We start from the raw sequence: 23629 nt of genomic DNA, 5'->3' as shown, positions 1-23629 counted from the left end.
AGACGGGAGAAACGGAGGAAAATCAAAAATGCGCTCAACATTTTTTGGACTAGAAACGGCAAGACGCGGCATGGTAACTCAACAAACTGCGTTAAGTACAGTAGGGCATAATATCTCTAATGCCAATACAGAGGGATATTCAAGACAACGTGTTAATTTTTCGACAACAACACCATATCCTGCAGTAGGTCTAAATCGTCCAGACTTTGCTGGTCAACTTGGAACCGGTGTAGAGTCAGGTTCAATTCAGAGGGTGAGGGACCAATTTGCAGATATTCAGTTTAGAAATCAAAATAATAAATTGGGCTATTACAGTTCTTTGAATGAACCGTTAGTAAAAATGGAAGAAATCATGAATGAACCTTCAGATAGCGGTCTTCATTATGCTATGGAAGAGTTTTGGAATGCTATTCAAACGTTAGCAGCCAATAGTGAAAATAGTGGAGCACGCACACTTGTTGCTGCTAATGGCCAAATAGTAGCTGATACGTTTAACTATTATTATAATTCACTGACCACTATTCAAAAGGATTTAGAAAAAGAAATCTCGACTATAGTGGGGGTTCCAGGAGATTCGAATAGTCAGGGGAAAGTGAATGATCTTCTTAAACAAATAGAAGATTTGAATGCGCAAATTGCTGAGATTGAGCCTGTTGGGATGCTTCCTAATGATTTATATGATAGAAGAGATATATTAGTAGATGAATTATCGAGTTATGTGAATGTGAAAATAACGCCGGTAAAACCAAATGACTATGGCAATGCTCTTAAGATAGCTGAAGGCATATACAATATTGAAATGGTAAATAAAGACGGCTCTTCGTATGTACCTCCTATTGACTTAATATCGGTTGACCGTACAAATGGGGCTCAAGTTCGCTCAATGATAGAGATTGAAAGAGATGCCAATACAAACTTGGTATCTAATATTAAAGTGGGGACAAATGCGATTGATATCAGTGATTTTACAATGACTGGGCAACTTTCAGGCCTTATTGAAAACTACGGATATATGGATGGAGAAGCTTCAAAAGGTCACTACCCGCAAATGATTAATGATTTAAACACGATGCTTATCACCTTTGTGAATGAATTTAACGCCGTGCATCGAGAAGGATATGAGCTGAATGGCGGAGTAAGTAACGAAGATTTCTTTATATTTGATGCTCCTAACATCACTAAAAATGGAGATAATTATGAATATACTATTGGTAATGCTTCTCAAATAATTAAAGTGAATCCGACTATAGTAGGTAATCCAAGTAAAATAGCTGCTGGGTACTCGAATGGTGACGCAGGGAATAATGCGAATGCACAAAAATTGGCAAGTATTAAGACGAAAAATTTTACAAACTATGAGACGAGCGCAAGTATTCCAACTGGTGTTAATGGCAACATAGATACATTATATTCTGGCATCATTGGAGCATTAGGGGTCAAATCTAGAAGTGCGGAAATAAATATGGAAAACTCGGATACTATGGTAGCTACTATCGACCAAAGAAGACAATCTGCGTCTTCTGTATCTTTAGATGAAGAAATGGTCGATATGGTTAGGTTTCAGCATGCCTACAATGCTTCGGCCAGGAATATTACAGTAGTTGATGAGATGCTTGACAGAGTTATTAATGGCATGGGAAGAGTTGGAATATAAGGGGTTGAATGATAATGCGAGTTACACAATCGATGATTAGTAATAATACATTGCGTAATATTTCTCAAAGTTATAGTAAATTATCTAAACTGAACGATCAAAGTGTATCAGGGAAAAAATTCGATAAGCCTTCCGATGATCCTGTAGCTGCAATGCTGGCAATGTCTTATCGTACAGATTTAAATAAGATTGAACAGTTTCAACAAAATATCAGTACATCACAAAACTGGGTGAATAGCACAGATGATGCATTGAGTGCTGTTGGAGATGCGCTACAGAAAATTCGGGAGCTAACTGTTCAAGTAAGTAATGGAACGCTCGAAGATAGTCAGCGTTCTTATATTGGTCTTGAAATAAAAGAATTGAAAAAACAGATTAGTGATTTGGCTGACACGCAAGTTGGAGATAAGTACATATTCGGGGGAACTAAAACGGACCAAAGGCCGTCCGATGATTTATTAAATGCAACGGGCACTGTCGAAATAGAAGTTTTTTCAGGAATAACCCTCCCACTAAATATAGAAGGTGCAAGTATTTTCTCGGATATGTTTAAAGGAATTGATCAGCTAACTCAAGCTATAGATGATCCCAATACGGACCCGGCAACTTTTACTAATTTTATAGCGGATATTGATCAACAACTAGATGTTGTTCTAACTAATCGAGCAGTAGTAGGAGCTAGACAAAATCGGGTAGATTTGATGGAATCCCGTTTGATTCAACAAGAAATCTTTTCGACGAGAATATTGTCTGATAATGAAGACGTTGATTTGGAAAGAGTTTTGATTGATTTGACAACTCAAGAAAGTGTTCACCGTGCAGCGCTAGGTGTTGGAGCGAAAATTATGCAGCCGACACTGATGGACTTTTTAAGATAAGAAGCTATTCCTTTGGGATAGCTTTTCTTTTTAGAGGAGTGATTGTTGAATGGAATTACCGCAAATAAGGCTGGAATCGACTTACGCAAGAATTGGTATTGAGACAAGAGATGCTGTTGTACATATGGAACAATCACCTGCAGAACTGGATCTGCAAAACATACCTGCGCAGATGAGCATACAAACTAAACCTTCTAAATTGACAATCGACCAAACATTAGCATGGGAAGCAATGAATATTAAGAGCACGAATAGAATGATGGAGGACTTTGCTAATGATGGACGCAACGCAGCATTAGAAGGGGTGGCAAGAAGAGCGCAAGAAGGAGACGAGTTAATGAAAATTGAAAACGGCGGGAATCCTATAGCGCAACATGCCAAGGAAAATGCTGCACGCCCTGAAAAACAGTTCAACATTGGATTTATCCCTCCGCACTTTAGTGTAAAGATAAACTATGAACCAGCCGTAGTATCTATTGATTGGAAGCTTGGGCAAGTAATCAACAATACGAAGCCGAATAAGCCTATTTTTGAGTATGAACCGTATGAGATCGATATATATTTAAAAGAAAAAAATATATTGGACATAGACTTTGTAAATGTAAATTTTAATAAGTAGGGAATGGTTTTTATGAGCAATCAAACAATAACTGAACGGGAAGTACAATTGATTGAGAATGAGGCATGGAGCTTTCCTAATGGGATACCGGGATTCCCTGAAGAGAAGGAATTTGTTCTTCACCCAATTTTTAATCAGGAATCATTCTTCATATTGCAATCGAAGGAAAAAGAGGAAGTAGCCTTTATCGTGACTAATCCGTTTGAGTTTTATCAGGATTATGACTTCACATTAGATGAGAATAGTTTAGCTGTATTAGAATTAATTAATGAAGAAGATGTAGTGGTGTTGGTCATCGTAACATTGAGAGATTCGTTGGAAAACTCAACAGTGAATTTACAGGCACCAATTATTTTAAACAAAAGAAATTATAAAGGGAAGCAGGTCATTCTTAATAATTCTCCATATCGGACAAGGCATAACATTATAACTAAGCAGAAATGAGGTGATCCTATGCTCGTATTGACGAGAAGAGTAGGAGAAACTATCAAAATAGGAGAAAATGTAGAAATTACCGTGCTAGAAATGAAAGGTGATCAAGTGAAGATCGGGATAGAAGCTCCTAAATCAGTAGATATTTACCGGAAGGAAGTTTATGCCTCTATTCAAGAGGAGAATAAACGCGCAACCCAAAATATAAATAAACTTCCTGATTTTTTTAAATAAAAATAATAGAAAAGTACTAAAGTTCATCCTATTCCCACCGATATATATAGTGTAAGGGGAGAGGCGCATAGTCGCCATTACTCTTATAAAAATTTCAGCTCACAAGGACGTGGGCATTTAATTCAAGGAGGAAACTACAAATGAGAATCAATCACAATATCGCAGCTCTTAACACACAACGTTCATTAACAGGTGCTAACAACGCACAATCAAAGTCTATGGAAAAACTATCTTCAGGTCTTCGTATCAACCGTGCTGGCGATGATGCTGCAGGATTAGCAATTTCAGAGAAAATGCGTGCGCAAGTTCGCGGTTTAGATCAAGCTTCTCGAAATGCACAAGATGGTATTTCTTTAATACAAACTGCTGAAGGTGCATTGAATGAAACTCATTCAATTCTACAACGTATGCGTGAACTTTCTGTTCAAGCAGCAAATCAAACAAACAATGATGATGATGTTGCATTCATTCAAAGTGAAATCGATGCTCTTTCTGGAGAGATTGATCGAATTGCAACGACAACACAATTTAATACGAAAAATATATTAGATGGAGCCATTGCAACAGTTGATTTACAAGTTGGTGCTAATTCAAATCAATTGATTACAATTAATCTTGTTGATATGCAAGCTGCTGCTATTGGTGTCGGTGCTGTTGACGTAGAAAATGATGCTCAAGCTGGAATTGATTCAATTGATGATGCTATCTTAGCGGTATCTCAGCAACGTTCAGATCTAGGTGCTGTTCAAAACCGTCTAGAACATACTATTAACAATCTTGGTACTACATCTGAAAACTTAACAGCAGCTGAATCACGCATTCGCGATGTTGATATGGCTAAAGAAATCTCAGAACAAACTAAACAATCTATTCTTTCTCAAGCTGCTCAAGCTATGCTTGCTCAAGCTAACCAAACACCGCAAGGCGTACTTCAATTACTTCGTTAATTGATTGGTTAATAATAGAATAGGAATAAAACTAGCTTTAATAATGAAAAAAGTGAAATTGGTTATTCCGATTTCACTTTTTTTATATTTATTTTTAACTGTGGGGCATGAGTTTATGTGAAATTACTGTCATTAATGCGAAGACTATTTCATTTCTAAACTTTGAGTTTCCTTCGGATAGAAAACCCTGATGAATTGAAAATCAGCCTAAAGAACCTGAAAAATAGCTGTATCTGTGGGGTTCGGAAATATATCATAAGCATGATTGGATGGCTTTTTCTTTTATTAATAAAAACGGCTCTAAATATTTCTGGATATCTAAATGAGTAGGAGATTTTCGACATCTTTCTCCTTTACAGTAAATTTTATATGTCACAAGGATTTTAGGCATACTATACAACCTTTGAGATAACTTATGCAGGTTTTTTCTTTATACAGTTAAAAAGTCTAAACTGAATCAATTCCAGCGAAGGCATTAATTTCGTAGGGGAATTTAGCTCTCCAATTCCGAAAGATGTCATTTTCTTGATTATCTCTTGTTTAATAGATAGACTGCAAAGATTCAAAAAGTAAGTTCATCTTCTTATATGAGGCTCAAGTTTCTCTTTGTAGCAAAGAATACACATTTCTCTCTTCGTATATTCATCAGTAACCTCCTTTACTCCCAAATAGTCTTATAACTTCTCATGAAAAGAAATCAAAGTCGCAACCAGCCCCAAACCTATTTCTCTTAGTAGAGGATACACGGTTTGGCTGACGGGATTAATGTCCCGCACCCATATACGTTCTACCTTGGATTGATAAATTAAGCTAAATAAATATAGTTCAACCAGAAATGCTGGCTGAACTATATAATACAAACTTCCTGTTAGTAACTACAAGATGTTTTATTCGTCTAACTTTATGGGCGATATCGTCCTTTTTAGAATTGTTTAGAGTTCTTTGTTCTGATATTTTGTTGAATCAGTAATAAGTATAATCGGTAGATACTTCTCTTCCAGCTATATCAGTAATTGTAATTTTTACAGTACCTGCTGCTAAGGTGGAAGGTGTATTAATACGAATACGAGTAGCAGAAATGTACGTATAAGATACTTCTTCCCCAGCTACTGATATTGTCATTGTTTTATTTGTAAAGTTTGTCCCGTAAATTGTAACGGAAGTGCCCCCATTAATTGAACCAGATGTAGTTGACAAGCTGGTGATAGTAATAGGTTTTGGTAAATATGTGTAACCGTTATCTAATACATACTGCTGCGAATCAGAATTGACAACTTTAACTGGAACAGTTGTACTAGTTGTTGCAGATGGAACTTTCACTTGTATTGCTGTATCAGTCACTGAAATGACAGTTGCTAATTTACTAGCAAAATACACTTTGGTAGTACTATCAAAGTTTTGACCGCTAATTGTTATTGTTTCACCACCCGCAAGTTCTCCCATATTACTAGAAAGCGATGAGATTATAGGCGCAGGATTAAGAACTGGTTCTTCGTATGAGAATCCATTTGGTAAAATAGCGGACTGACCATCAGGATTAACTATTTCTATATCAACTGTTTTTGCTTGAATGCTAACCGGCACAGATATACGTACTCTAGTTGAAGTTACCCATGAGTAACTAACTTGCTCACCATCAACGTATGCAAGTCCTTTTTGATCAAAATTTTGTCCGTAAATTGTAATGCTTGTTGACTCACCTACTAATACACTTGTTTTTGATAAACTCGTAATTACTGGAGTTGGGCCAAGTACTATTGCATATTCATAACCATCGATTAACTCAGCAGAAGAACCGTCAGGATTAACAACCTTCACTGAAACAAAACCGGTTGATGCATTTTCAGGAACTATTACACGGATGCTGCTAGAGCTTGTATAATAATCTACAATTGCTTCTTGGTCACCGAAGTATACTTTTACATCAGTATCAAAATTTTTGCCGTATAAAGTAATCTTGTTTCCACCCTTTGGTTCGCCGCTAGCTGCAGATAAACTATTTAATTCAACTGGGTCTGGAGGTAAATATTCATAAGCACTAGTTAGCACAGCCTCCGTACCATAAGTAGGATTAACGACTTTTACATTAACAAAACCAGTTGATGTACCTGCAGGAGCAATGACGCGAACTCTACTAGAACTATAATAATAGTCTATAGCAGCTTCTTGGTCGCCAAAATAAACTTTTACATCAGTATCAAGGTTTGCGCCGTACACAATAACTTTTTCTCCCCCAGCTAATTTTCCACTAGTAGCAGATAAACTGTCTAATTGAGGGGTAGGTGGGGCTAGGTATTCGTAGCTATTCACTAACTCAGAGAATAATCCATCAGGGTTGACTGCTTTTACTGTAACCAAACTAGGATTTACTCCAGCAGGAACGATGACACGAATACTACTAGAGCTTGTATAATAATCTACAGTAGCTTCTATTTCGCCAAAATAAACTTTTACATTTTCATCAAATTCTTGACCGTACAAAGTAACTTTATCTCCGCCTTTTAATGAACCGCTTGTTATTGATAATTTGTGTAGCTCAATAGTGGAGGGAGGAGCTGGTTCTAGATATGTGTAACCACTTTCAAGTGATGCTTCTGAACCATCAGGGTTAATAACTTTTACAGAAACTGTTCCGCTTATTTCAGAAGAAGGCACTATTGCATATAATTTGCTTGCTAAGACAAAAGTGGTTGGTGCTTCTACATCATTGATGTAAACTTTTGCTCCTGTAAGAAACTTTGTTCCAGCTACAGTAATTTTGTTTCCGCCAGGCATTTCTCCCTCTGCTGGAGATACGGAAATAATTGTAGGTACATCATAGTAACTATATTGTCCTACGGCAAATTGCCCATCTGTATTGACCACTTTAACTTCAACCGTTGTGCCTTGTATACCACTTGGAGATTTTACGATAATCTCACCAGAACTAATAGATGAAACGGTTGCTAATTTACTTCCAAAGTATACCTTAGCTCCATCTAAGAAGTTTTGACCTTTAATAGAAATGGTTTCTCCACCGGCAGTTAAACCTTTATTTGCATCAATTTCGTTAATGATTGGTGCAGGATTAGTAATTTCTATAGTAGGATTTGTTGCATCTACTGAATAACTGTTTCCTTCATGATCCTCAAATGTCGTTGAAGTTGTAGCTAAAGGAATTTTCCCTGCAGTTGCCGTATCTTTTAGACGAACTTGATAAGTAAATGTAAGTTCGTTTGCTTTTAATTCCGTAATATTCCATTCAAGTGTATTACCGTTTACTGTTGGTTTAGGAATGTTATTGTCATAAGAGCCAGGAACGATTTCAAACTCTGGTGAAACCGTATCTGTTACAACAACATTGTAGGCGCTTGCTAAACCAATTTCTTCTACAATCTGTCTATACACTTCAGGCAGTCCGATAGACCCCAACACAAAGTGGTGGTGATCAGCAGATGTAGACATATTTTTCAACAGCTGATTCGGAGCACTTAAATCGGGATTCTCGTTAGCTGCTAATAGAGCGATTGAGTAAAAAATTACTCCTGCATCTTTAGCTGCTTTTGAACTTGCTAGAGCATCCGTTGTACTTTGTGCTTCCCCATCTGTAAGAATAACAATTGTTGGTTGCACACCTGAATCGGGATTAGCCAACATAGCGGTAGCTTGTCTTATGGCATCCCCAGTATTGGTTCCTCCTCCTAGCTCGATATTGTCTACATAGGCTTTTGCAGCATCAATATCAGTAGTTAGCGGAAAAGATGATACCGAGCCACTGTAATCAACGATACCAACACGGTGTTTCGTTGTATCGATTAAATCTAAAAACTCTTTCGTCGCATCTTTGGCTGCTGCAAGTCTGTTATCAGTTTGCATGCTTCCGGATTTGTCGATAATCAAAATAACATCATTCGGTTGAACGAATGTAGTTTCTTGAGGTGTTCCCTTCACTGATAAAGTGACATCAGCAACTTCTTGTCCGCCTCTAACAAGCGAATCTATGCTTACTGATTTGCTTACACTTACTAAATCGGAGCCTTGAATCGTTGTGGCGCTGACAGAGTAAGGTAAAATAGTACTAATGAAAAGAAACAACACTGCAAAAATATTTAACCATTTGAAATTCTTGCTCTTCATTAATTCCAGCCCTCTCCCAATATTTATTTGTTAAAAATAGTAATTTTAAATTACTATTTCATTAATTAATATCGGATTAATGCTTGTTTTGTTTATACCAACAGTCTGTTTACTTTGGGAGATTTGAACTATTTATTGAGTATTTTTGCTTAGGGGGTTGGTTTAACATGTTTTGTTTTATTTTACTGTCTTAAAGGCAGGGAGTGCTTAAAGTATTCTTTTGATTGGCCGATAAAGAGAATATAGTAGTTACTTATCCTCCAAAAAAGAAGAGATCTAATTATACAATTATGTAGATAAATGTTCATAATATTTTAATATTATCCTTTTTCTTCCGATATTGTTAATATAAAAGATTTCGGGAGGTGCTTGTTATTATGTCAATTATTATTAATGGTGGACAACCATTCTTCCAACAAGAGACATATCAGACGCTAGAAAAGAAAGAAGTAAGTGAAGAAGTAGTTCAAAATGATAATCCGACGAAAAATCAACTGCTTGAAGAGATGATTAAAGAGTTACACGAGGTTAGAAAAAACCATGTTACACAATTGAAGTTTGAGTATCATGAAGGGTTGCAGGAATATTTCATGTCGATTGTTGATCGTGATACACAAGAGGTTTTGAAAGAAATACCCGCTAAGAAGTTGTTAGATTTGTATGCAGCAATTCAAAAGAATATTGGTTTAGTAGTGGATCAAAAAGTTTAAGGAGCTGATTAATATGGCTATGAGAATTAGCGGGCTTTCCAGTGGTATGGATATTGATTCGATAGTAGATGGTTTAATGAAGGCTGAACGAGCACCTTTAAATAAGGTCGAGAAGAAACTTCAGACGTTAGAGTGGCAACGTGATGATTACCGGGCAATGAATACCGCTTTGCTTAATTTTTCGAATGAAGTATCATCAATGCAATACACAAATAAATATCGTTCTTACTCTGTAGCTTCAACAGATTCAAGTAAGGTGACGGCTACTGCAGCTAATAATGCTAATGTAGGGCAAACTACCATTTCAAATGTAACGTTGGCGACGAGCGCTTCAATTGTTGGTGCGGCAACTGGTTATACAGGGCAAACTAGTGATACTTCATTAGATAATTTAGTTGGTAAACAGTTAACGATTGGTGCTGAGACATTTACGGTTGAAGCGGGCGATACTATTAAATCTATTATTGGTAAAGTGAATGCGTCTAATGCTGGTGTTAATATGTATTATGATTATGTGAAAGGGAAGTTCTCCATCACAAATAAAGAAACTGGTGCAGGTACCATTAATGTAAGCGGAGAACTGGCGGATACGTTCGGTCTCGGTACAGGAGCTACGAAGACAGATGGAAAAAATGCGACCTTGACGATAAATGGTATTGAAACGGAACGTACATCAAATACATTTACTGAAAACGGTGTTACGTACACACTGAATAGTGAATTTACAGGCTTTGTTACAACAACAGTAAAAACGGATACAGATTCCGTTGTTGATAATATCGTATCTTTCGTTAATAAATATAACGAACTTATTAGTACTATCCAAGATAAATTGAAAGAAGAGCGAAATCGTAACTATGGACCTCTGACAGATGAAGAACGAGAAGCTTTATCCGAAAAAGAGATTGAAAAGTGGGAAAGTATTGCTAAAACAGGTTTGTTAAGAAATGACCAAACATTAAGTAATATATTATCTAATATGCGTTTGGATTTTTATAGCCAAGTCAATAATGATAAAATTTCTGCCGACTTTAATCATCTTGCTAAAATTGGTATTACAACTTCTCCAAATTATAAAGATGGCGGTAAGTTAGTGATTGACGAGGAGAAATTAAGAGCGGCGATTAATGCAGACTCTCAATCTGTTGAGCAATTGTTCCGGGGTGAGAATGGACTTATGTCCAAGCTTTCGGCTACGCTTAAAACTGGGATGGGCGCTATTAAGTCAAAAGCCGGAAATGAGAATACGACTAATCAACAGTTCTCAATCGGTAAAGAATTAGAGAGTTTGAATAAGTCCAAGACTAGATGGGAAGATCGATTGAAACAAATCGAATCGAAATATTGGAGTAAGTTCACTCAAATGGAAAAGTTAATATCAAATATGAATTCACAATCTTCTACGTTGTCTTCATATTTTAGCTGATAATATCTTTTATTCAAGTAAGGAGTGCAATAAATGATCGCCACTAATAATCCATATAAAACGTACGAACAAAATTCTGTAACAACTGCATCAGCCGGTGAGTTGACAATCATGTTATACAACGGTTGTTTGAAATTTATCAATAAAGCGAAGCAAGCTATTCGGGTGAACAGTGTTGCAGAACGCAACACTAACATTCAAAAAGCGCAAAATATTATTCGTGAATTGATGGTAACGTTGGATATGGAATATGAAGTATCAAAAAATATGATGGCACTATATGAATTTATTTATCAGTCACTGCTAGACGCAAATATTAAGAATGATATTAAAAAGTTAGAAGAGGCAGAACAAATAGTCATAGAATTTCGAGATACATGGAAGCAAGCCATTCAATTAAATAGACAGCAACAACATCACGGTGGACTTGTTTGATGAGAGAAAGTCTTGAAAAATGTTATTACATCACAAAGGAACTTTTTGAGAAGTCGAAAATTAGTGTTGATTATTCTGACGAACAGTATAATGAGTTAGTAATACTATTAAGCGAGAGGGAAGAGCTTCTCTCCACTTTAAATCCGCCATTTTCTGAAAGTGAACGGCTTTTAGGGACCGAAATTATAGAGCTTAATAAAAAAGTTGAAAAACAGATAAATGGCATTAAGAACCAAATTACTGAAAAGATAAAAAGTTTGAATAAGAGGGAAAAATATATCGATAACTATACGGGATATAATGGTCCCTCTGCTTATGGCTATTTTTATGATAAAAAAAAATAATTTAATATTATTTGATGCAGTACTGTTGAAGTGAAAATTTTCCTTTGAAGGATTTTTTGAACTTTTATAGTACTGCTTTTTTATGCATTAAGTAAAAGTGTCTGTTATTTATAATGGTCGGTTTAGGGAAAAACACAAGAGTAATGAAAAATTAAGGTTGTGGGACTCGGAAAAAAGGAATCTGAAATTTCAATACGTAGTCACGGTTTTATCTTTTTCATAAAAGGGTAAAGAATAAATACCCTAACATATACCTATACATAATAAAAGAAGGTTTTTAAACGGGGACAGAAGGCTTTGCAGAAGCTAGTTAATCGAGATACAAGAAGGTGTATCGAATGGATAAGAGCTGGTACCGAAGTGGATTCCGTGAAAACTCATTGAACTATATTGTTCAATATTTTGACAATTCTTTTAAAGGATTGAAGAAGGATTTGAAAAGGGTATCATAGAATTTATAGAGTATAGAAAGATTTCTTTTCTATATAATTCTCAAGTTTCATCTATTTGATTTATTGAAGGAGGACTCACTTATGGATTATAACATTCGTGGTGAAAACATTGAGGTAACTCCAGCTCTACGCGATTATGTGGAGAAAAAAGTTGGAAGAGTAGAAAAATATTTTAGCAATACACCAAATGCTACGGTTTATGTGAATCTTAAAGTTTACAACGACCGCACAGCTAAGGTTGAAATAACAATTCCAATGCCTAACTTAGTATTGCGCGCGGAAGAGAAAAATCCAGATATGTATGCAGCGGTTGATGTGATTGCTGATAAACTTGAAAGACAAATTCGTAAGTATAAAACTCGCGTGAACCGCAAACACCGTGCAAACGGCAATAATGCAGATTTGATCCAATTCGTGGATACAGAAGTTGTTGCGGATACTGAAGAAACAGAAGATTTAGAGCTTGTTCGTACAAAACGCTTTGACTTAAAGCCAATGGACAGCGAAGAAGCAATCCTTCAAATGAACATGCTTGGTCACAATTTCTTCGTTTACACAAACGCTGAAACAAACTTGCCAAATGTAGTATATAAACGTAAAGACGGTCGTTATGGCCTAATCGAGCCAAACGCTTAATATAACGACTTAAAACAAGGCTGCCGGACAAACAAAAGTTTGTTTGGCAGCCTATTATTTATGTTGAATTCTCCAACAACCATCTCACTATTAAACAAATACGTTTCTTTGTGAACCAACCACCAAAATCTTATCGCTGTAAAGCCATATCCTAACCAGATAAGGAAAATAAAAAGATGAAAATCAGTAATCCTATTTATTCAGAAACAAGCTATAGGCAAACCATCCCAAAAAACAGAAATGACTTTTTGGATAGGTTCCAGTTCCGATGTACTTAATTCAGCTAGTTGTACCAAGGTTGCAGAAATGGTAATATAAAAAATGGATAAATTTTTTAATATATAATAAGTAGTAAATGGGTAAAACACAGTTTCCCTTTATATAGTCATCACAAAACAGAGGAGCGTTTGTGAAATGTTATCGATTTTAAATAAAGTATTTGATCCGAATAAACGTGAGGTTAAACGTCTGCATAAGACAGCCGAGCATATAGAAGCATTGTCTGAGCAAATGGAGCATCTTTCTGATGATGCGCTTCAGGCGAAGACAGAAGAATTTAAAGTGCGTTACCAAAAAGGTGAATCGCTGGATGACATGTTGGTTGAAGCGTTCGCGGTTGTCCGCGAAGCGTCAAGACGTGTACTTGGCATGTATCCGTTCGCCGTTCAGTTAATGGGGGGCGCGACGCTTCATGACGGCAATATCGCCGAGATGAAAACAGGGGAAGGTAAAACATTGACTTCCACAATGCCTGTTTACTTGAATGCCATCACTGGAAAAGGCGTGCACGTTGTTACAGTCAATGAATACTTGGCATCTCGTGACGCGACAGAAATGGGCAAGCTGTATGAATTCCTTGGTCTGACTGTCGGCTTAAACGTAGCCGGTCTGACTCGTGAAGAAAAACAAGAAGCATACCGTGCGGATATTACGTACGGTACGAATAATGAATTTGGCTTCGACTATTTGCGTGACAACATGGTGCTTTACAAAGAGCAGATGGTGCAGCGTCCGTTGCATTATGCTGTAATTGATGAGGTCGACTCAATCTTAATCGATGAAGCACGTACACCGTTGATCATTTCCGGCAGTGCGCAAAAATCGACGCAATTGTATATGCAGGCGAATGCTTTTGTTCGCACGCTGACTGCTGAGAAGGATTACACATATGATGAAAAAACAAAGGGCGTGCAGCTGACAGAGGATGGCATTACGAAAGCTGAGCGCGCGTTCCGTATTGATAACTTGTTCGATATTTCGCATGTAACATTGAACCATCATATTAGCCAAGCGTTGAAAGCGCATGTGAGTATGCACAACGACGTAGACTACGTTGTTCAAGACGGCGAAATCGTTATCGTTGACCAATTCACTGGTCGTCTAATGAAAGGTCGCCGTTACAGTGATGGTCTGCATCAGGCAATCGAAGCGAAAGAAGGTTTGAACATTCAAAACGAAAGTATGACATTGGCAACTATTACGTTCCAAAACTACTTCCGTATGTATGAGAAGCTTTCAGGTATGACTGGTACGGCGAAAACAGAAGAAGAAGAGTTCCGCAATATTTACAACATGAATGTTGTCGCAATCCCTACAAATCGTGACGTTGTCCGTGATGACCGCGCTGATTTGATTTATGCGACTATGAACGGTAAATTCAACGCGGTAGTAGAAGATATTAAAGAGCGTCATGCGAAAGGACAGCCGGTATTGGTCGGTACAGTAGCAATCGAGACGTCTGAATTAATTTCAAACTTATTAACGAAAAATAGAATTCCGCATAATGTATTGAATGCGAAAAATCATGGTCGTGAGGCGGAAATTATTCTAGATGCCGGTAAAGCTGGTGCCGTAACAATCGCAACAAACATGGCCGGCCGTGGTACGGACATTAAGCTTGGCGAAGGCGTGAAAGAACTTGGCGGTCTGGCAGTTATCGGTACAGAGCGACATGAATCACGCCGTATCGACAATCAGCTCCGCGGTCGTTCCGGTCGTCAAGGGGACCCTGGTGTGACACAATTCTACTTGTCGATGGAAGACGAATTAATGCGTCGTTTTGGTTCAGACAATATGAGAAATATGATGTCGAAGCTTGGTATGGACGATTCTCAGCCAATTCAAAGCCGAATGGTGACGAAAGCTGTAGAGTCTGCTCAAAAACGCGTAGAGGGTAATAACTTTGACTCTCGTAAGCAATTGCTTCAATATGATGATGTATTACGTCAGCAACGTGAAATCATCTATAAACAGCGCTTTGACGTTCTTGACAGCGAGAACTTGCGTGAAATCATCGAGCAAATGATTTCGACATCTGTTGGACGCCATGTTGCAGCTTTCACAGCGGAAGAAGAGCAAAGCAACTGGAACTTAAAAGGTATCGTTGATTACGTACAAGGCAACTTGCTGAAAGAAGGCGCGATTACAGTCGAAGAACTGCAAGGCAAAGAACCGGCTGAAATTGAAGAATTAATCTTAGCAAAAGTAAAAGAAGCGTATGATGCGAAGGAAGAACAACTTTCTCCGGAACAAATGCGTGAATTTGAAAAAGTTATCGTACTTCGTGCTGTAGACAGCAAGTGGATGGAACACATCGATACGATGGAACAGCTTCGTCAAGGTATCCACCTGCGCGCGTACGGTCAAATCGATCCGCTTCGTGAATACCAGCAAGAAGGTTTCGCGATGTTCGAAGATATGATTGCGTCAATCGAAGATGAAGTAGCGAAATATATAATGAAAGCTGAAATCCGCAACAACCTGCAAAGACAAGAGGTTGTCAAAGGCCAAGCTGTCCATCCGAAAGAAGGCGACGGCGAAAAGGTGAAGAAGCAACCGGCACGCAAAAAAGCGGAAGTCGGTCGTAACGATCCTTGCCCATGCGGAAGTGGCAAAAAATATAAACAATGTCACGGACGTGCATAATAACGGTCCGTCTGAAATAAGAAAAGAGGAGTGGCATAGTGTATAGCCGCCTCTTTTCCTATGTATAAATTAATTTTAGAGGTGAATGAGCATGGAATTAGCAGAAATCAGATCAGAGCTCGAAAAAACAGCTAAGAAGTTAGCGGACTTTAGGGGGTCTCTTTGACTTAGAAGAGAAGGAAGCCCGTATTGCCGAGCTTGAAAATATTATGACAGAACCGGATTTCTGGAATGATCAGCAAAAAGCGCAAGGCATTATTAATGAAGCAAACGGATTAAAGGAACTTGTTGATCAGTTCCACAGCATGAATGATACGCACGAGAACCTGGAGCTGACATTTGAGCTTTTAAAGGAAGAAAATGATGCGGATCTGCAAGAAGAACTAGTTTCCGAATTAACAGAGCTAGTGAATCAAATGAACGAATATGAGCTACAAGCACTCCTTAGTGAGCCATACGATAAAAACAATGCGATCCTGGAATTGCATCCGGGTGCTGGCGGTACTGAGTCTCAAGACTGGGGATCAATGCTGCTTCGTATGTACACTCGTTGGGCTGAAAAACAAGGGTTTAAAGTGGAAACGCTTGACTATCTTGCAGGTGACGAGGCTGGCATTAAGAGCGTAACGCTTCTTATTAAAGGCCACAATGCTTACGGCTATTTGAAAGCAGAAAAAGGTGTACACCGTCTTGTTCGTATTTCACCGTTCGATTCATCAGGACGCCGTCATACTTCTTTCGTTTCATGCGACGTTATGCCGGAATTTAATGATGACATCCAAATCGACATCCGCACGGAAGATTTAAAAGTCGATACGTATCGCGCAACAGGAGCCGGCGGTCAGCACATCAATACAACTGACTCAGCTGTTCGTATCACGCACATTCCGACAGGCGTTGTCGTGCAATGTCAAACTGAACGTTCACAGATCAAAAACCGTGAACGCGCAATGAACATGCTGAAATCAAAACTATACCAACTGCAAATCGAGGAACAACAAGCGAAGCTAGATGAAATCCGCGGTGAGAAATCAGATATTGCGTGGGGCAGCCAAATCCGCTCTTACGTATTCCACCCGTATTCAATGGTTAAAGACCACCGCACCGGTGCTGAAACAGGTAACGTTCAAGCTGTAATGGACGGCGATCTGAATAGCTTCATCGATGCATACTTACGTTCGAAATTAGCAGAATAACATTTAAGCCGCGAATTCATTTCGCGGTTCTTTTGCGTGTTCGCTCGATTAATTGTGAAATCTGGACTGATTATTTTTAAAAGCGGACTGATTGAGCACGAAAGCAATCTGTAAAACTTCCGTGCCCGCACCGAAACAGCTTAATTAACGGTAAAAGCAGACGATTAATTTGAAATGTGGAAGAATAAAGCACGAGACATCATGGAAAGTCTTCTGCGCCCCTGTTAAATTGGCATTCATCCCCGAAAAAATACCCGATTCTAAACATATTACCTCGAAACTCAACTTTGAATATCCCTATAAATCGGATAAACCCATCCACCCACAGCTGGAATCAAAATTAAAAAGGTATAATCCTATAATTTTCTCCGGAATCTATATGTATTGGACGGAACGAATGAGGACATGTTGGCATTTTAGTGCGTTACTACGTTATTTAGCTGTTATTTACATAGTATCCGCCCTGGTGATATACTCAGTTTTGGTGAAGAGCGGTTAGCATATTTTGGCTTCCGTTCCAGTATAACTGAAACGAAATTTTTTATATTTATATAATGATGGGGGTCACAATGAGAAGAAAATATAATAATTTGATGTCTTCTTCAGCTTACATGAGCAAAATAATGGAATATGCCCATGTTTTAGTTGGATCGGCAATTGTCGCGATTGCCTTTAACGTGTTTTTGCTGCCGAATGAAATTGCGCCGGGGGGCGTAAGCGGAATCAGTACGATTGTGTATGCTAAGTTAGGCTTTGAGCCGGCATTTGTGCAATGGGCGTTTAATATTCCGTTATTTATAGCGGGTGTAGTTTTACTCGGCAAACAGTTCGGATTGAAAACCCTTGTCGGGACAATCTTTTTTCCGTTCGTCGTATTTTTAACGAATGATTGGTCGCCTTGGTCGCATGATGCACTGCTTAGCGCGATTTGCGGTGGGATCGGTGTCGGTCTTGGTCTTGGGATTGTATTCAGAGGGAAGGCTTCGACAGGCGGAACAGACTTAGCGGCGCAAATCATCCACAAGTACACACATATCAGCTTAGGGAAATGTGTTGCAATGATTGATGGTCTCATCGTTATTGCGGCCTGCGTTGTTTTTGATATCGAACAAGGTTTGTATGCGCTGATTTCTCTTTATGTAACGAGCAAAACAATCGATATTGTCCAAGTCGGAATGAACAGCTCGAAAATGGCGCTCATTATTACGAATAAAGAAGATGAAATCCGTGCAGCCATCTTCAAAAGAGTTAACCGCGGTGTGACGGAAATCCACGGAAAAGGTGGTTACACAGATAAGCACAAAGCTGTTTTGATGTGTGTGGTTGATCAGACACAATTCACAAAGTTGAAACAAGTGGTTCAAGATGTTGACCCACAAGCTTTTGTTGTCGTGACAGATGCTTCAGAGGTACTAGGCGAGGGGTTTAAGATGGCTTAAAATAGTTCTCCGTATGGTATAATATAGGTAAATTTCTATATTTTACTCAGGGGGGATTGTTGTGAAAAAAATGCTATTAGCGTTATTGATGGGGGCGACACTTGCGCTTGCTGCTTGCGGCAGTGATGAGGCGGAGGAAACGCCTGCAAACAATAGCAGTTCTAACTCAGAAACAACAACAGCTGATGCAGGTAATGAGGCAAAGCTTTATGAAAATAAATGTTCGTCATGTCATGGACAAAATCTTGAAGGTGGAGTAGGTCCAGCGCTTGATGCAATCGGGTCATCCATGTCTCAAGAAGAGATTGAAGAAGTAATCTTGTCAGGCAAAGGGATGATGCCAGCAAAAGCGCTTGATGGCGAAGATGCAACGGCAGTAGCTGCCTGGTTGGCAGATAAGAAATAATATGATTAAATATAAGGTCGGCTCTTTTTTACGAGAGTCGGCCTTATTTTATTTTGTGAAAAGATATAAAAAACATTGAAACAAATTCTATAGTGAGATTTACAAATACCTACATTTTTTCAATATTTAAGCAAGAGAAGGGTGATATTACTAAATTCCATACTATTTTTAGGTGATTTTCAGTATCCTTGAAATGAAAATGTAATATTTTTAAATCATAAATGAAATTATATAATGTTATAATAGGATTTGTGGAATCTAGTAGAATTATGTACATTCATGTAGCATCTTAGAAATGAGCTTTGTCGAAACAGGGTGACAAAACTAGAAAAATAGGTGGTTATATAAAGATGATCGAAATGATTGATGTTTATAAAACATATCCAAACGGTGTCGTTGCCGTTAACGGGATCAATGTAAAAATAAATAAAGGCGAGTTTGTTTATGTCGTCGGACCAAGCGGTGCCGGTAAATCTACTTTTATTAAAATGATGTACCGTGAAGAAAAGCCGACAAAGGGTACAATCACTATAAATGGTATTAACTTGGCCAATCTTCGCAACTCTAAAGTTCCTGTTTTCAGAAGAAATATTGGAGTGGTTTTCCAAGACTTTAAACTACTTCCTAAATTGACTGTTTACGAGAATGTTGCTTTCGCCCTTGAGGTAATAGAAGTTGAGCCGAAAGAGATTAAAAAACGTGTAATGGATATTCTAGAATTGGTTGGTTTAAAGCATAAGGCACGAATGATGCCGGATGAACTTTCCGGAGGGGAGCAGCAAAGGGTGTCAATTGCGCGTTCAATCGTGAATAATCCGAAGGTTGTTATTGCTGATGAGCCGACAGGAAATCTTGATCCGGAAACCTCATGGGACATTATGAACATTTTTGAGGAAATTAATAAAAGAGGTGCTACGATTGTTATGGCAACCCATAACAAGGAAATTGTGGATAATTTAAGGCATCGGGTAATCGCCATTGAGAATGGAACGATTATAAGAGATGAGCAACGAGGTGAATACGGCTATGAGTATTAATAGTATTCTTCGTCACTTTAGAGAGAGCTTTAAGAGTTTAGGACGAAACGGATGGATGACATTCGCATCTGTCAGTGCCGTAACTGTTACTCTTTTACTAGTTGGTGTTTTCTTTATTCTATTAATGAATATGAACAACGTTGCATCAAACATTGAAGATGATGTTGAGGTTCGTGTGCATCTGGATGTGACAGCGACAGAAGAAAATAGATTAGCAGTTGAAGAAGAACTGAAGGCAATTCCGGAAGTAAATGAAGTAACATTTTCTTCTAAAGAAGAAGAGCTAGTAATCATAAATGAGTCATTAGGGAATGCGTTTACGCTGTTTGAACAGGACAACCCTCTTCGTGATGTGTATATTGTGAAAACGAAAACACCAGAAGACGTTGTGAAAGTTGCTGAAAAAGCAGAAAAACTTGATTTTGTTGAGTCGGTTAAGTATGGACAAGGTTATGTAGAAAAATTATTCAAGATTGTGGATATCTCCCGAAACATCGGACTTGTGCTGATTATTGGTTTATTATTCACAGCAATGTTCTTAATATCTAATACAATCAAAATTACAATTATGGCGAGAAAGAGCGAAATTGAGATTATGAGATTGGTAGGGGCGACGAACTCATTCATTCGTTGGCCGTTCTTCTTAGAAGGACTATGGCTTGGTATTTTAGGATCAATCATTCCGATTGCTCTAATTGCAACGACATACTACCAAATCTATGAATATGCGACACCAAAGATGAACATTCAGTTCTTTGAGTTGTTAAGCTTCAACCCGTTTGTATACCAAGTATCAGGCATTCTGTTATTAATGGGTGCGTTAATTGGTGTATGGGGAAGTATGATGTCAGTTCGCAAATTCTTGAAAATTTAACGTATTGATTATTCGGCGGGCTAACAGGCCTTGCTGAATAATCATTAATTTTTTACAAACAAACAATCAATGGACTATAGAGAAAAAACGGGATATGAGATGGGAAAAGAGAAAGGTGAATGTGCATGTTAAAAAAGAAAATGCTTGTTCTAAGCTCCACATTAATAGTGGGTTTTGGAAGTTTAGCGGCTGTTTCTGGTGTAAATGCAGAGTCGATTAGCGAGCTTAAGAAACAACAGGAAGAAGTTCAGCAGAAGAAATCAGGGTTGCAATCCAGCATTAATGAAACTGAAGCAAAAATAGCAGATCTCCAAGCTGAACAGGAATTGGTAAATGCGGAAATTAACCGCATTGATTTCGCAATCGAGGACACAAGCGCTAAAATCACGGAGAAAAATGAAGAAATCTCTACAACTAATGCTGAAATTGAAGCGTTGAAGGAAGAAATCACTGTATTGCAGGAACGTATAGAAAAGCGTACAGAAGTTTTGAAAGAAAGAGCCGTATCATTTCAGCAAAGCGGGGGTTCTGTCAGTTACATAGAAGTACTGCTAGGAGCAACAAGCTTTGGTGATTTCATCAGCCGTGTTAGTGCAGTATCGACAATCATGCAAGCGGATGAAACGTTAGTGGAGCAGCATGAAGAAGACAAGGCTTCATTAGAGACTGCGCAAAAAGAAGTAGAATTGAAGCTTACTGAGCTTGAATCGATGAAGGCAGAACTGGAAACGATGAAAGCTAAGTTGGATTCACAGCGTGCTGAGAAGTCAAAGCTAATGGAACAGTTAGAGCATGAGGAAGAAGAAGCACATTCACATGTAATGGATCTTGAAGAAGAGAATGCTATTTTAGCAGCTCAAGATGCAGCAATCGCTAGAGCTATTGAACAAGAACAAAAACGTGCTGAAGAAGAAGCTGCACGTCAGAAAGCTGAAGAAGAAGCGCGCAAACAGCAGGCAAGCACACAGCAAGCAAGCAGCAGTTCAAGCTCAAGTTCAAGTTCGTCTGTCAGCAACGTTAAACCTGCTGTCTCTTCCGGAATGTTTATGAAACCTGCTGTCGGCAGATATTCATCCGGGTTCGGCTCACGTTGGGGAACAACACACTTCGGACTGGATATTGCTAACTCTGCAGATGTTCCAATTGTAGCGGCTGCTAGTGGGGTCGTGTCTAGGTCTTACTATTCAGGGTCATACGGAAATGTTGTCTTCATTACGCATTCTATTAACGGACAAATTTGGACAACTGTATATGCACACATGGAAACACGACATGTCAGCGAAGGGAAGTCAGTGAGCAAAGGCCAGCAAATCGGTATTATGGGTAATACGGGCCAATCATTTGGTCAGCATTTGCACTTCGAAATCCATAAAGGTCCATGGAATGCATCCAAATCGAATGCTGTTAACCCGGCAGATTATCTATAATTAAATTGTTATCAACCAACCTATCTTATATACAAGAGGCACCTCGAATTTCGGGGTGCCTCTTTTGTAGATATTTTTCGTTTCTTAAAAGTCGGGGTGCCTATAGCCGATGTTCAATATTTGCAGTCTCCCCGAAGAAAGCAAGGGCGTGTTTCGTATGTGGGACTCTCAGGAAGATAGTCACAGCGACGAAGATATGCGGACTAAGCGTTCTTAGTCACTGTTCCTTATTTGCAGGCCGCTTCTGCTTTTTGGTTCCTGCAGGTCTCCTTTTTCAATAAGGCGAATATAAGTAGCATATTCATGATAGAAAAGTACCGGTGACGGTTTTTATAATAATGGGGCATAAATGACACGCTCCTGTTCTTTTAGTGATAATATAATAGGATGATGAGTATGAATAACTTTTTCTTAATAAAGCTATTACTAGGATAGTGACGGCTTTGGTTTATAAAGGAGTGTGTAACGATTGATTACATTAAAATCTAAAAAAGAAATAGAAGGCATGCGCCAAGCGGGCATTTTGCTTGCCAACATTCATCAGGAGATTGCCAAGATTATTAAACCCGGCATCACAACGATGGAAATTGATGCTTTGGTAGAAAAATTGATGAAAGAAAACGGAGCTACTCCGGAGCAAAAGGGTTATCACGGGTATCCGTATGCAACTTGCGCATCTGTCAATGATGAAATTTGCCACGGTTTCCCAACAGATAAGCCATTAAAAGAAGGGGATATTGCGACTATTGATATGGTTGTCAATTTACACGGATACTTAGCAGACTCTGCATGGACACACCCAGTCGGAAAAATTTCTGAGCCGGTACAACACTTGCTTGACGTGACGGAAAAATCGATGTTCCTTGGTATCGAGCAAGCTGTACCAGGTAACCGCATTGGTGATATCGGGCACGCGATTCAAACATTTGTAGAAGCAAACGGCTACTCAGTTGTACGTGACTTCACTGGCCACGGAATCGGCCGCACAATGCACGAAGACCCATATGTTCCACACTACGGTCAGCCGGGCAAAGGAGCTCGCCTGAAAGCTGGTATGGTAATCACAATTGAGCCGATGGTCAATGTCGGCACATGGCATCAAAAAATGGACGCGAACGGCTGGACATCACGCACAGCGGACGGGAAGCTATCTGCTCAATACGAGCACACATTAGCAATTACGGAAGACGGTCCGGTAATCCTTACACAACTATAATCGAAGAAGCCAAGGTACAATTGCCTTGGCTTCTTTATTAAGTGCGCCCGGCATGGGTGCAATCTATAGGGTGAAAGTCCCGAGCTGTGAAGGCAGAAGTAACAGTTAGTTTAACCGGGTGAACGAACCATGGCAAACGTTCAACGATTTGTAGAGGTGAAACTTCGACTGAAAGTGAACGAAAAGAAGTCGGCGGTAGACCGTCCTTGGAAACGTAAGTTTCTAG

The 23629-nt window shown here is 38.7% G+C and carries 20 protein-coding genes; 19 read left to right on the top strand and 1 reads right to left on the bottom strand.

Annotated features, from left to right (window positions below; genetic code table 11):
• Nucleotides 1-28: 28 nt before the first annotated feature.
• The 6 genes from flgK to IEO70_RS08950 all read left to right on the top strand — a co-directional run bounded on the left by flgK (nucleotide 29) and on the right by IEO70_RS08950 (nucleotide 4764).
• Nucleotides 29-1654: a flagellar hook-associated protein FlgK gene (gene flgK, locus IEO70_RS08975; protein WP_190998043.1), complete on the top strand. Its 1626-nt coding sequence runs from the start codon at nucleotides 29-31 to the stop codon at nucleotides 1652-1654.
• 14 nt (nucleotides 1655-1668) lie between these two features.
• The gene (gene flgL, locus IEO70_RS08970; RefSeq protein WP_190998042.1) at nucleotides 1669-2532 is read left to right on the top strand and encodes a flagellar hook-associated protein FlgL; all 864 of its coding nucleotides are present in this window, start codon (nucleotides 1669-1671) and stop codon (nucleotides 2530-2532) included.
• A 49-nt stretch (nucleotides 2533-2581) separates the two neighbouring features.
• The gene (locus IEO70_RS08965; protein ID WP_190998041.1) at nucleotides 2582-3151 is read left to right on the top strand and encodes a DUF6470 family protein; all 570 of its coding nucleotides are present in this window, start codon (nucleotides 2582-2584) and stop codon (nucleotides 3149-3151) included.
• A gap of 12 nt (nucleotides 3152-3163) precedes the next feature.
• Nucleotides 3164-3595 carry a flagellar assembly protein FliW gene (gene fliW, locus IEO70_RS08960; RefSeq protein WP_190998040.1) on the top strand — a complete coding sequence of 144 codons (432 nt, stop codon included), beginning with the start codon at nucleotides 3164-3166 and terminating at the stop codon, nucleotides 3593-3595.
• Between the two features lie 9 nt (nucleotides 3596-3604).
• Nucleotides 3605-3817, top strand: a complete 213-nt coding sequence (csrA, locus tag IEO70_RS08955) for a carbon storage regulator CsrA (RefSeq protein ID WP_190998039.1) — start codon at nucleotides 3605-3607, stop codon at nucleotides 3815-3817.
• A gap of 140 nt (nucleotides 3818-3957) precedes the next feature.
• Entirely contained in the window at nucleotides 3958-4764 is an 807-nt protein-coding gene (locus tag IEO70_RS08950) for a flagellin N-terminal helical domain-containing protein (protein ID WP_190998038.1), read from the top strand.
• A 963-nt stretch (nucleotides 4765-5727) separates the two neighbouring features.
• Here the strand turns inward: IEO70_RS08950 and IEO70_RS08945 are convergent.
• Nucleotides 5728-8880, bottom strand: coding sequence for an IPT/TIG domain-containing protein (locus tag IEO70_RS08945; protein WP_190998037.1), 3153 nt, complete (start codon nucleotides 8878-8880; stop codon nucleotides 5728-5730).
• Nucleotides 8881-9257: 377 nt separating this feature from the next.
• On the opposite strand from IEO70_RS08945, the gene IEO70_RS08940 reads away from it, so the two are divergent.
• The 13 genes from IEO70_RS08940 (at nucleotide 9258) to map (ending at nucleotide 23403) form a co-directional block, all read left to right on the top strand.
• Nucleotides 9258-9590, top strand: coding sequence for a flagellar protein FlaG (locus IEO70_RS08940; RefSeq protein WP_190998036.1), 333 nt, complete (start codon nucleotides 9258-9260; stop codon nucleotides 9588-9590).
• Nucleotides 9591-9603: 13 nt separating this feature from the next.
• A complete protein-coding gene (locus tag IEO70_RS08935; RefSeq protein ID WP_190998035.1) occupies nucleotides 9604-11016 on the top strand; it encodes a flagellar hook-associated protein 2 in 1413 nt (470 codons plus the stop codon).
• Between the two features lie 36 nt (nucleotides 11017-11052).
• Nucleotides 11053-11451, top strand: coding sequence for a flagellar export chaperone FliS (fliS, locus tag IEO70_RS08930; RefSeq protein WP_190998079.1), 399 nt, complete (start codon nucleotides 11053-11055; stop codon nucleotides 11449-11451).
• Nucleotides 11451-11795, top strand: a complete 345-nt coding sequence (locus IEO70_RS08925) for a hypothetical protein (RefSeq protein WP_190998034.1) — start codon at nucleotides 11451-11453, stop codon at nucleotides 11793-11795. Before fliS ends, IEO70_RS08925 begins: the two co-directional genes overlap by 1 nt.
• Before the next feature lie 533 nt (nucleotides 11796-12328).
• Nucleotides 12329-12883, top strand: coding sequence for a ribosome hibernation-promoting factor, HPF/YfiA family (gene hpf, locus IEO70_RS08920; protein ID WP_190998033.1), 555 nt, complete (start codon nucleotides 12329-12331; stop codon nucleotides 12881-12883).
• Nucleotides 12884-13297: 414 nt separating this feature from the next.
• Nucleotides 13298-15808 (top strand): preprotein translocase subunit SecA, encoded by a 2511-nt coding sequence (secA, locus tag IEO70_RS08915; RefSeq protein WP_190998032.1) that lies wholly within the window; start codon nucleotides 13298-13300, stop codon nucleotides 15806-15808.
• A 91-nt stretch (nucleotides 15809-15899) separates the two neighbouring features.
• A protein-coding gene (gene prfB / locus IEO70_RS08910; RefSeq protein WP_190998031.1) for a peptide chain release factor 2 occupies nucleotides 15900-17004 on the top strand; the annotation gives its coding sequence in 2 pieces (ribosomal slippage) (nucleotides 15900-15971 and nucleotides 15973-17004; 1104 coding nt in all).
• A gap of 569 nt (nucleotides 17005-17573) precedes the next feature.
• Nucleotides 17574-18443 carry a YitT family protein gene (locus IEO70_RS08905; RefSeq protein ID WP_190998030.1) on the top strand — a complete coding sequence of 290 codons (870 nt, stop codon included), beginning with the start codon at nucleotides 17574-17576 and terminating at the stop codon, nucleotides 18441-18443.
• A gap of 61 nt (nucleotides 18444-18504) precedes the next feature.
• A complete protein-coding gene (gene cccB / locus IEO70_RS08900) occupies nucleotides 18505-18849 on the top strand; it encodes a cytochrome c551 (protein ID WP_190998029.1) in 345 nt (114 codons plus the stop codon).
• Between the two features lie 350 nt (nucleotides 18850-19199).
• Entirely contained in the window at nucleotides 19200-19886 is a 687-nt protein-coding gene (gene ftsE, locus IEO70_RS08895; protein WP_190998028.1) for a cell division ATP-binding protein FtsE, read from the top strand.
• A complete protein-coding gene (ftsX, locus tag IEO70_RS08890) occupies nucleotides 19876-20760 on the top strand; it encodes a permease-like cell division protein FtsX (RefSeq protein ID WP_190998027.1) in 885 nt (294 codons plus the stop codon). Before ftsE ends, ftsX begins: the two co-directional genes overlap by 11 nt.
• A 125-nt stretch (nucleotides 20761-20885) precedes the next feature.
• Complete coding sequence (locus tag IEO70_RS08885; protein ID WP_190998026.1) at nucleotides 20886-22187, top strand: murein hydrolase activator EnvC family protein; 1302 nt, start codon at nucleotides 20886-20888, stop codon at nucleotides 22185-22187.
• 469 nt (nucleotides 22188-22656) lie between these two features.
• Nucleotides 22657-23403, top strand: coding sequence for a type I methionyl aminopeptidase (map, locus tag IEO70_RS08880; RefSeq protein WP_190998025.1), 747 nt, complete (start codon nucleotides 22657-22659; stop codon nucleotides 23401-23403).
• Nucleotides 23404-23629: the final 226 nt, after the last annotated feature.

Origin of the sequence: Peribacillus faecalis, assembly GCF_014712675.1 — a bacterium.
GTDB classification, from domain to species: Bacteria; Bacillota; Bacilli; order Bacillales; family DSM-1321; genus Bacillus_AD; species Bacillus_AD faecalis.
The sequence above is the reverse complement of the archived record's forward strand: the minus strand, read 5'-3'. Positions and strand labels throughout refer to the sequence as shown.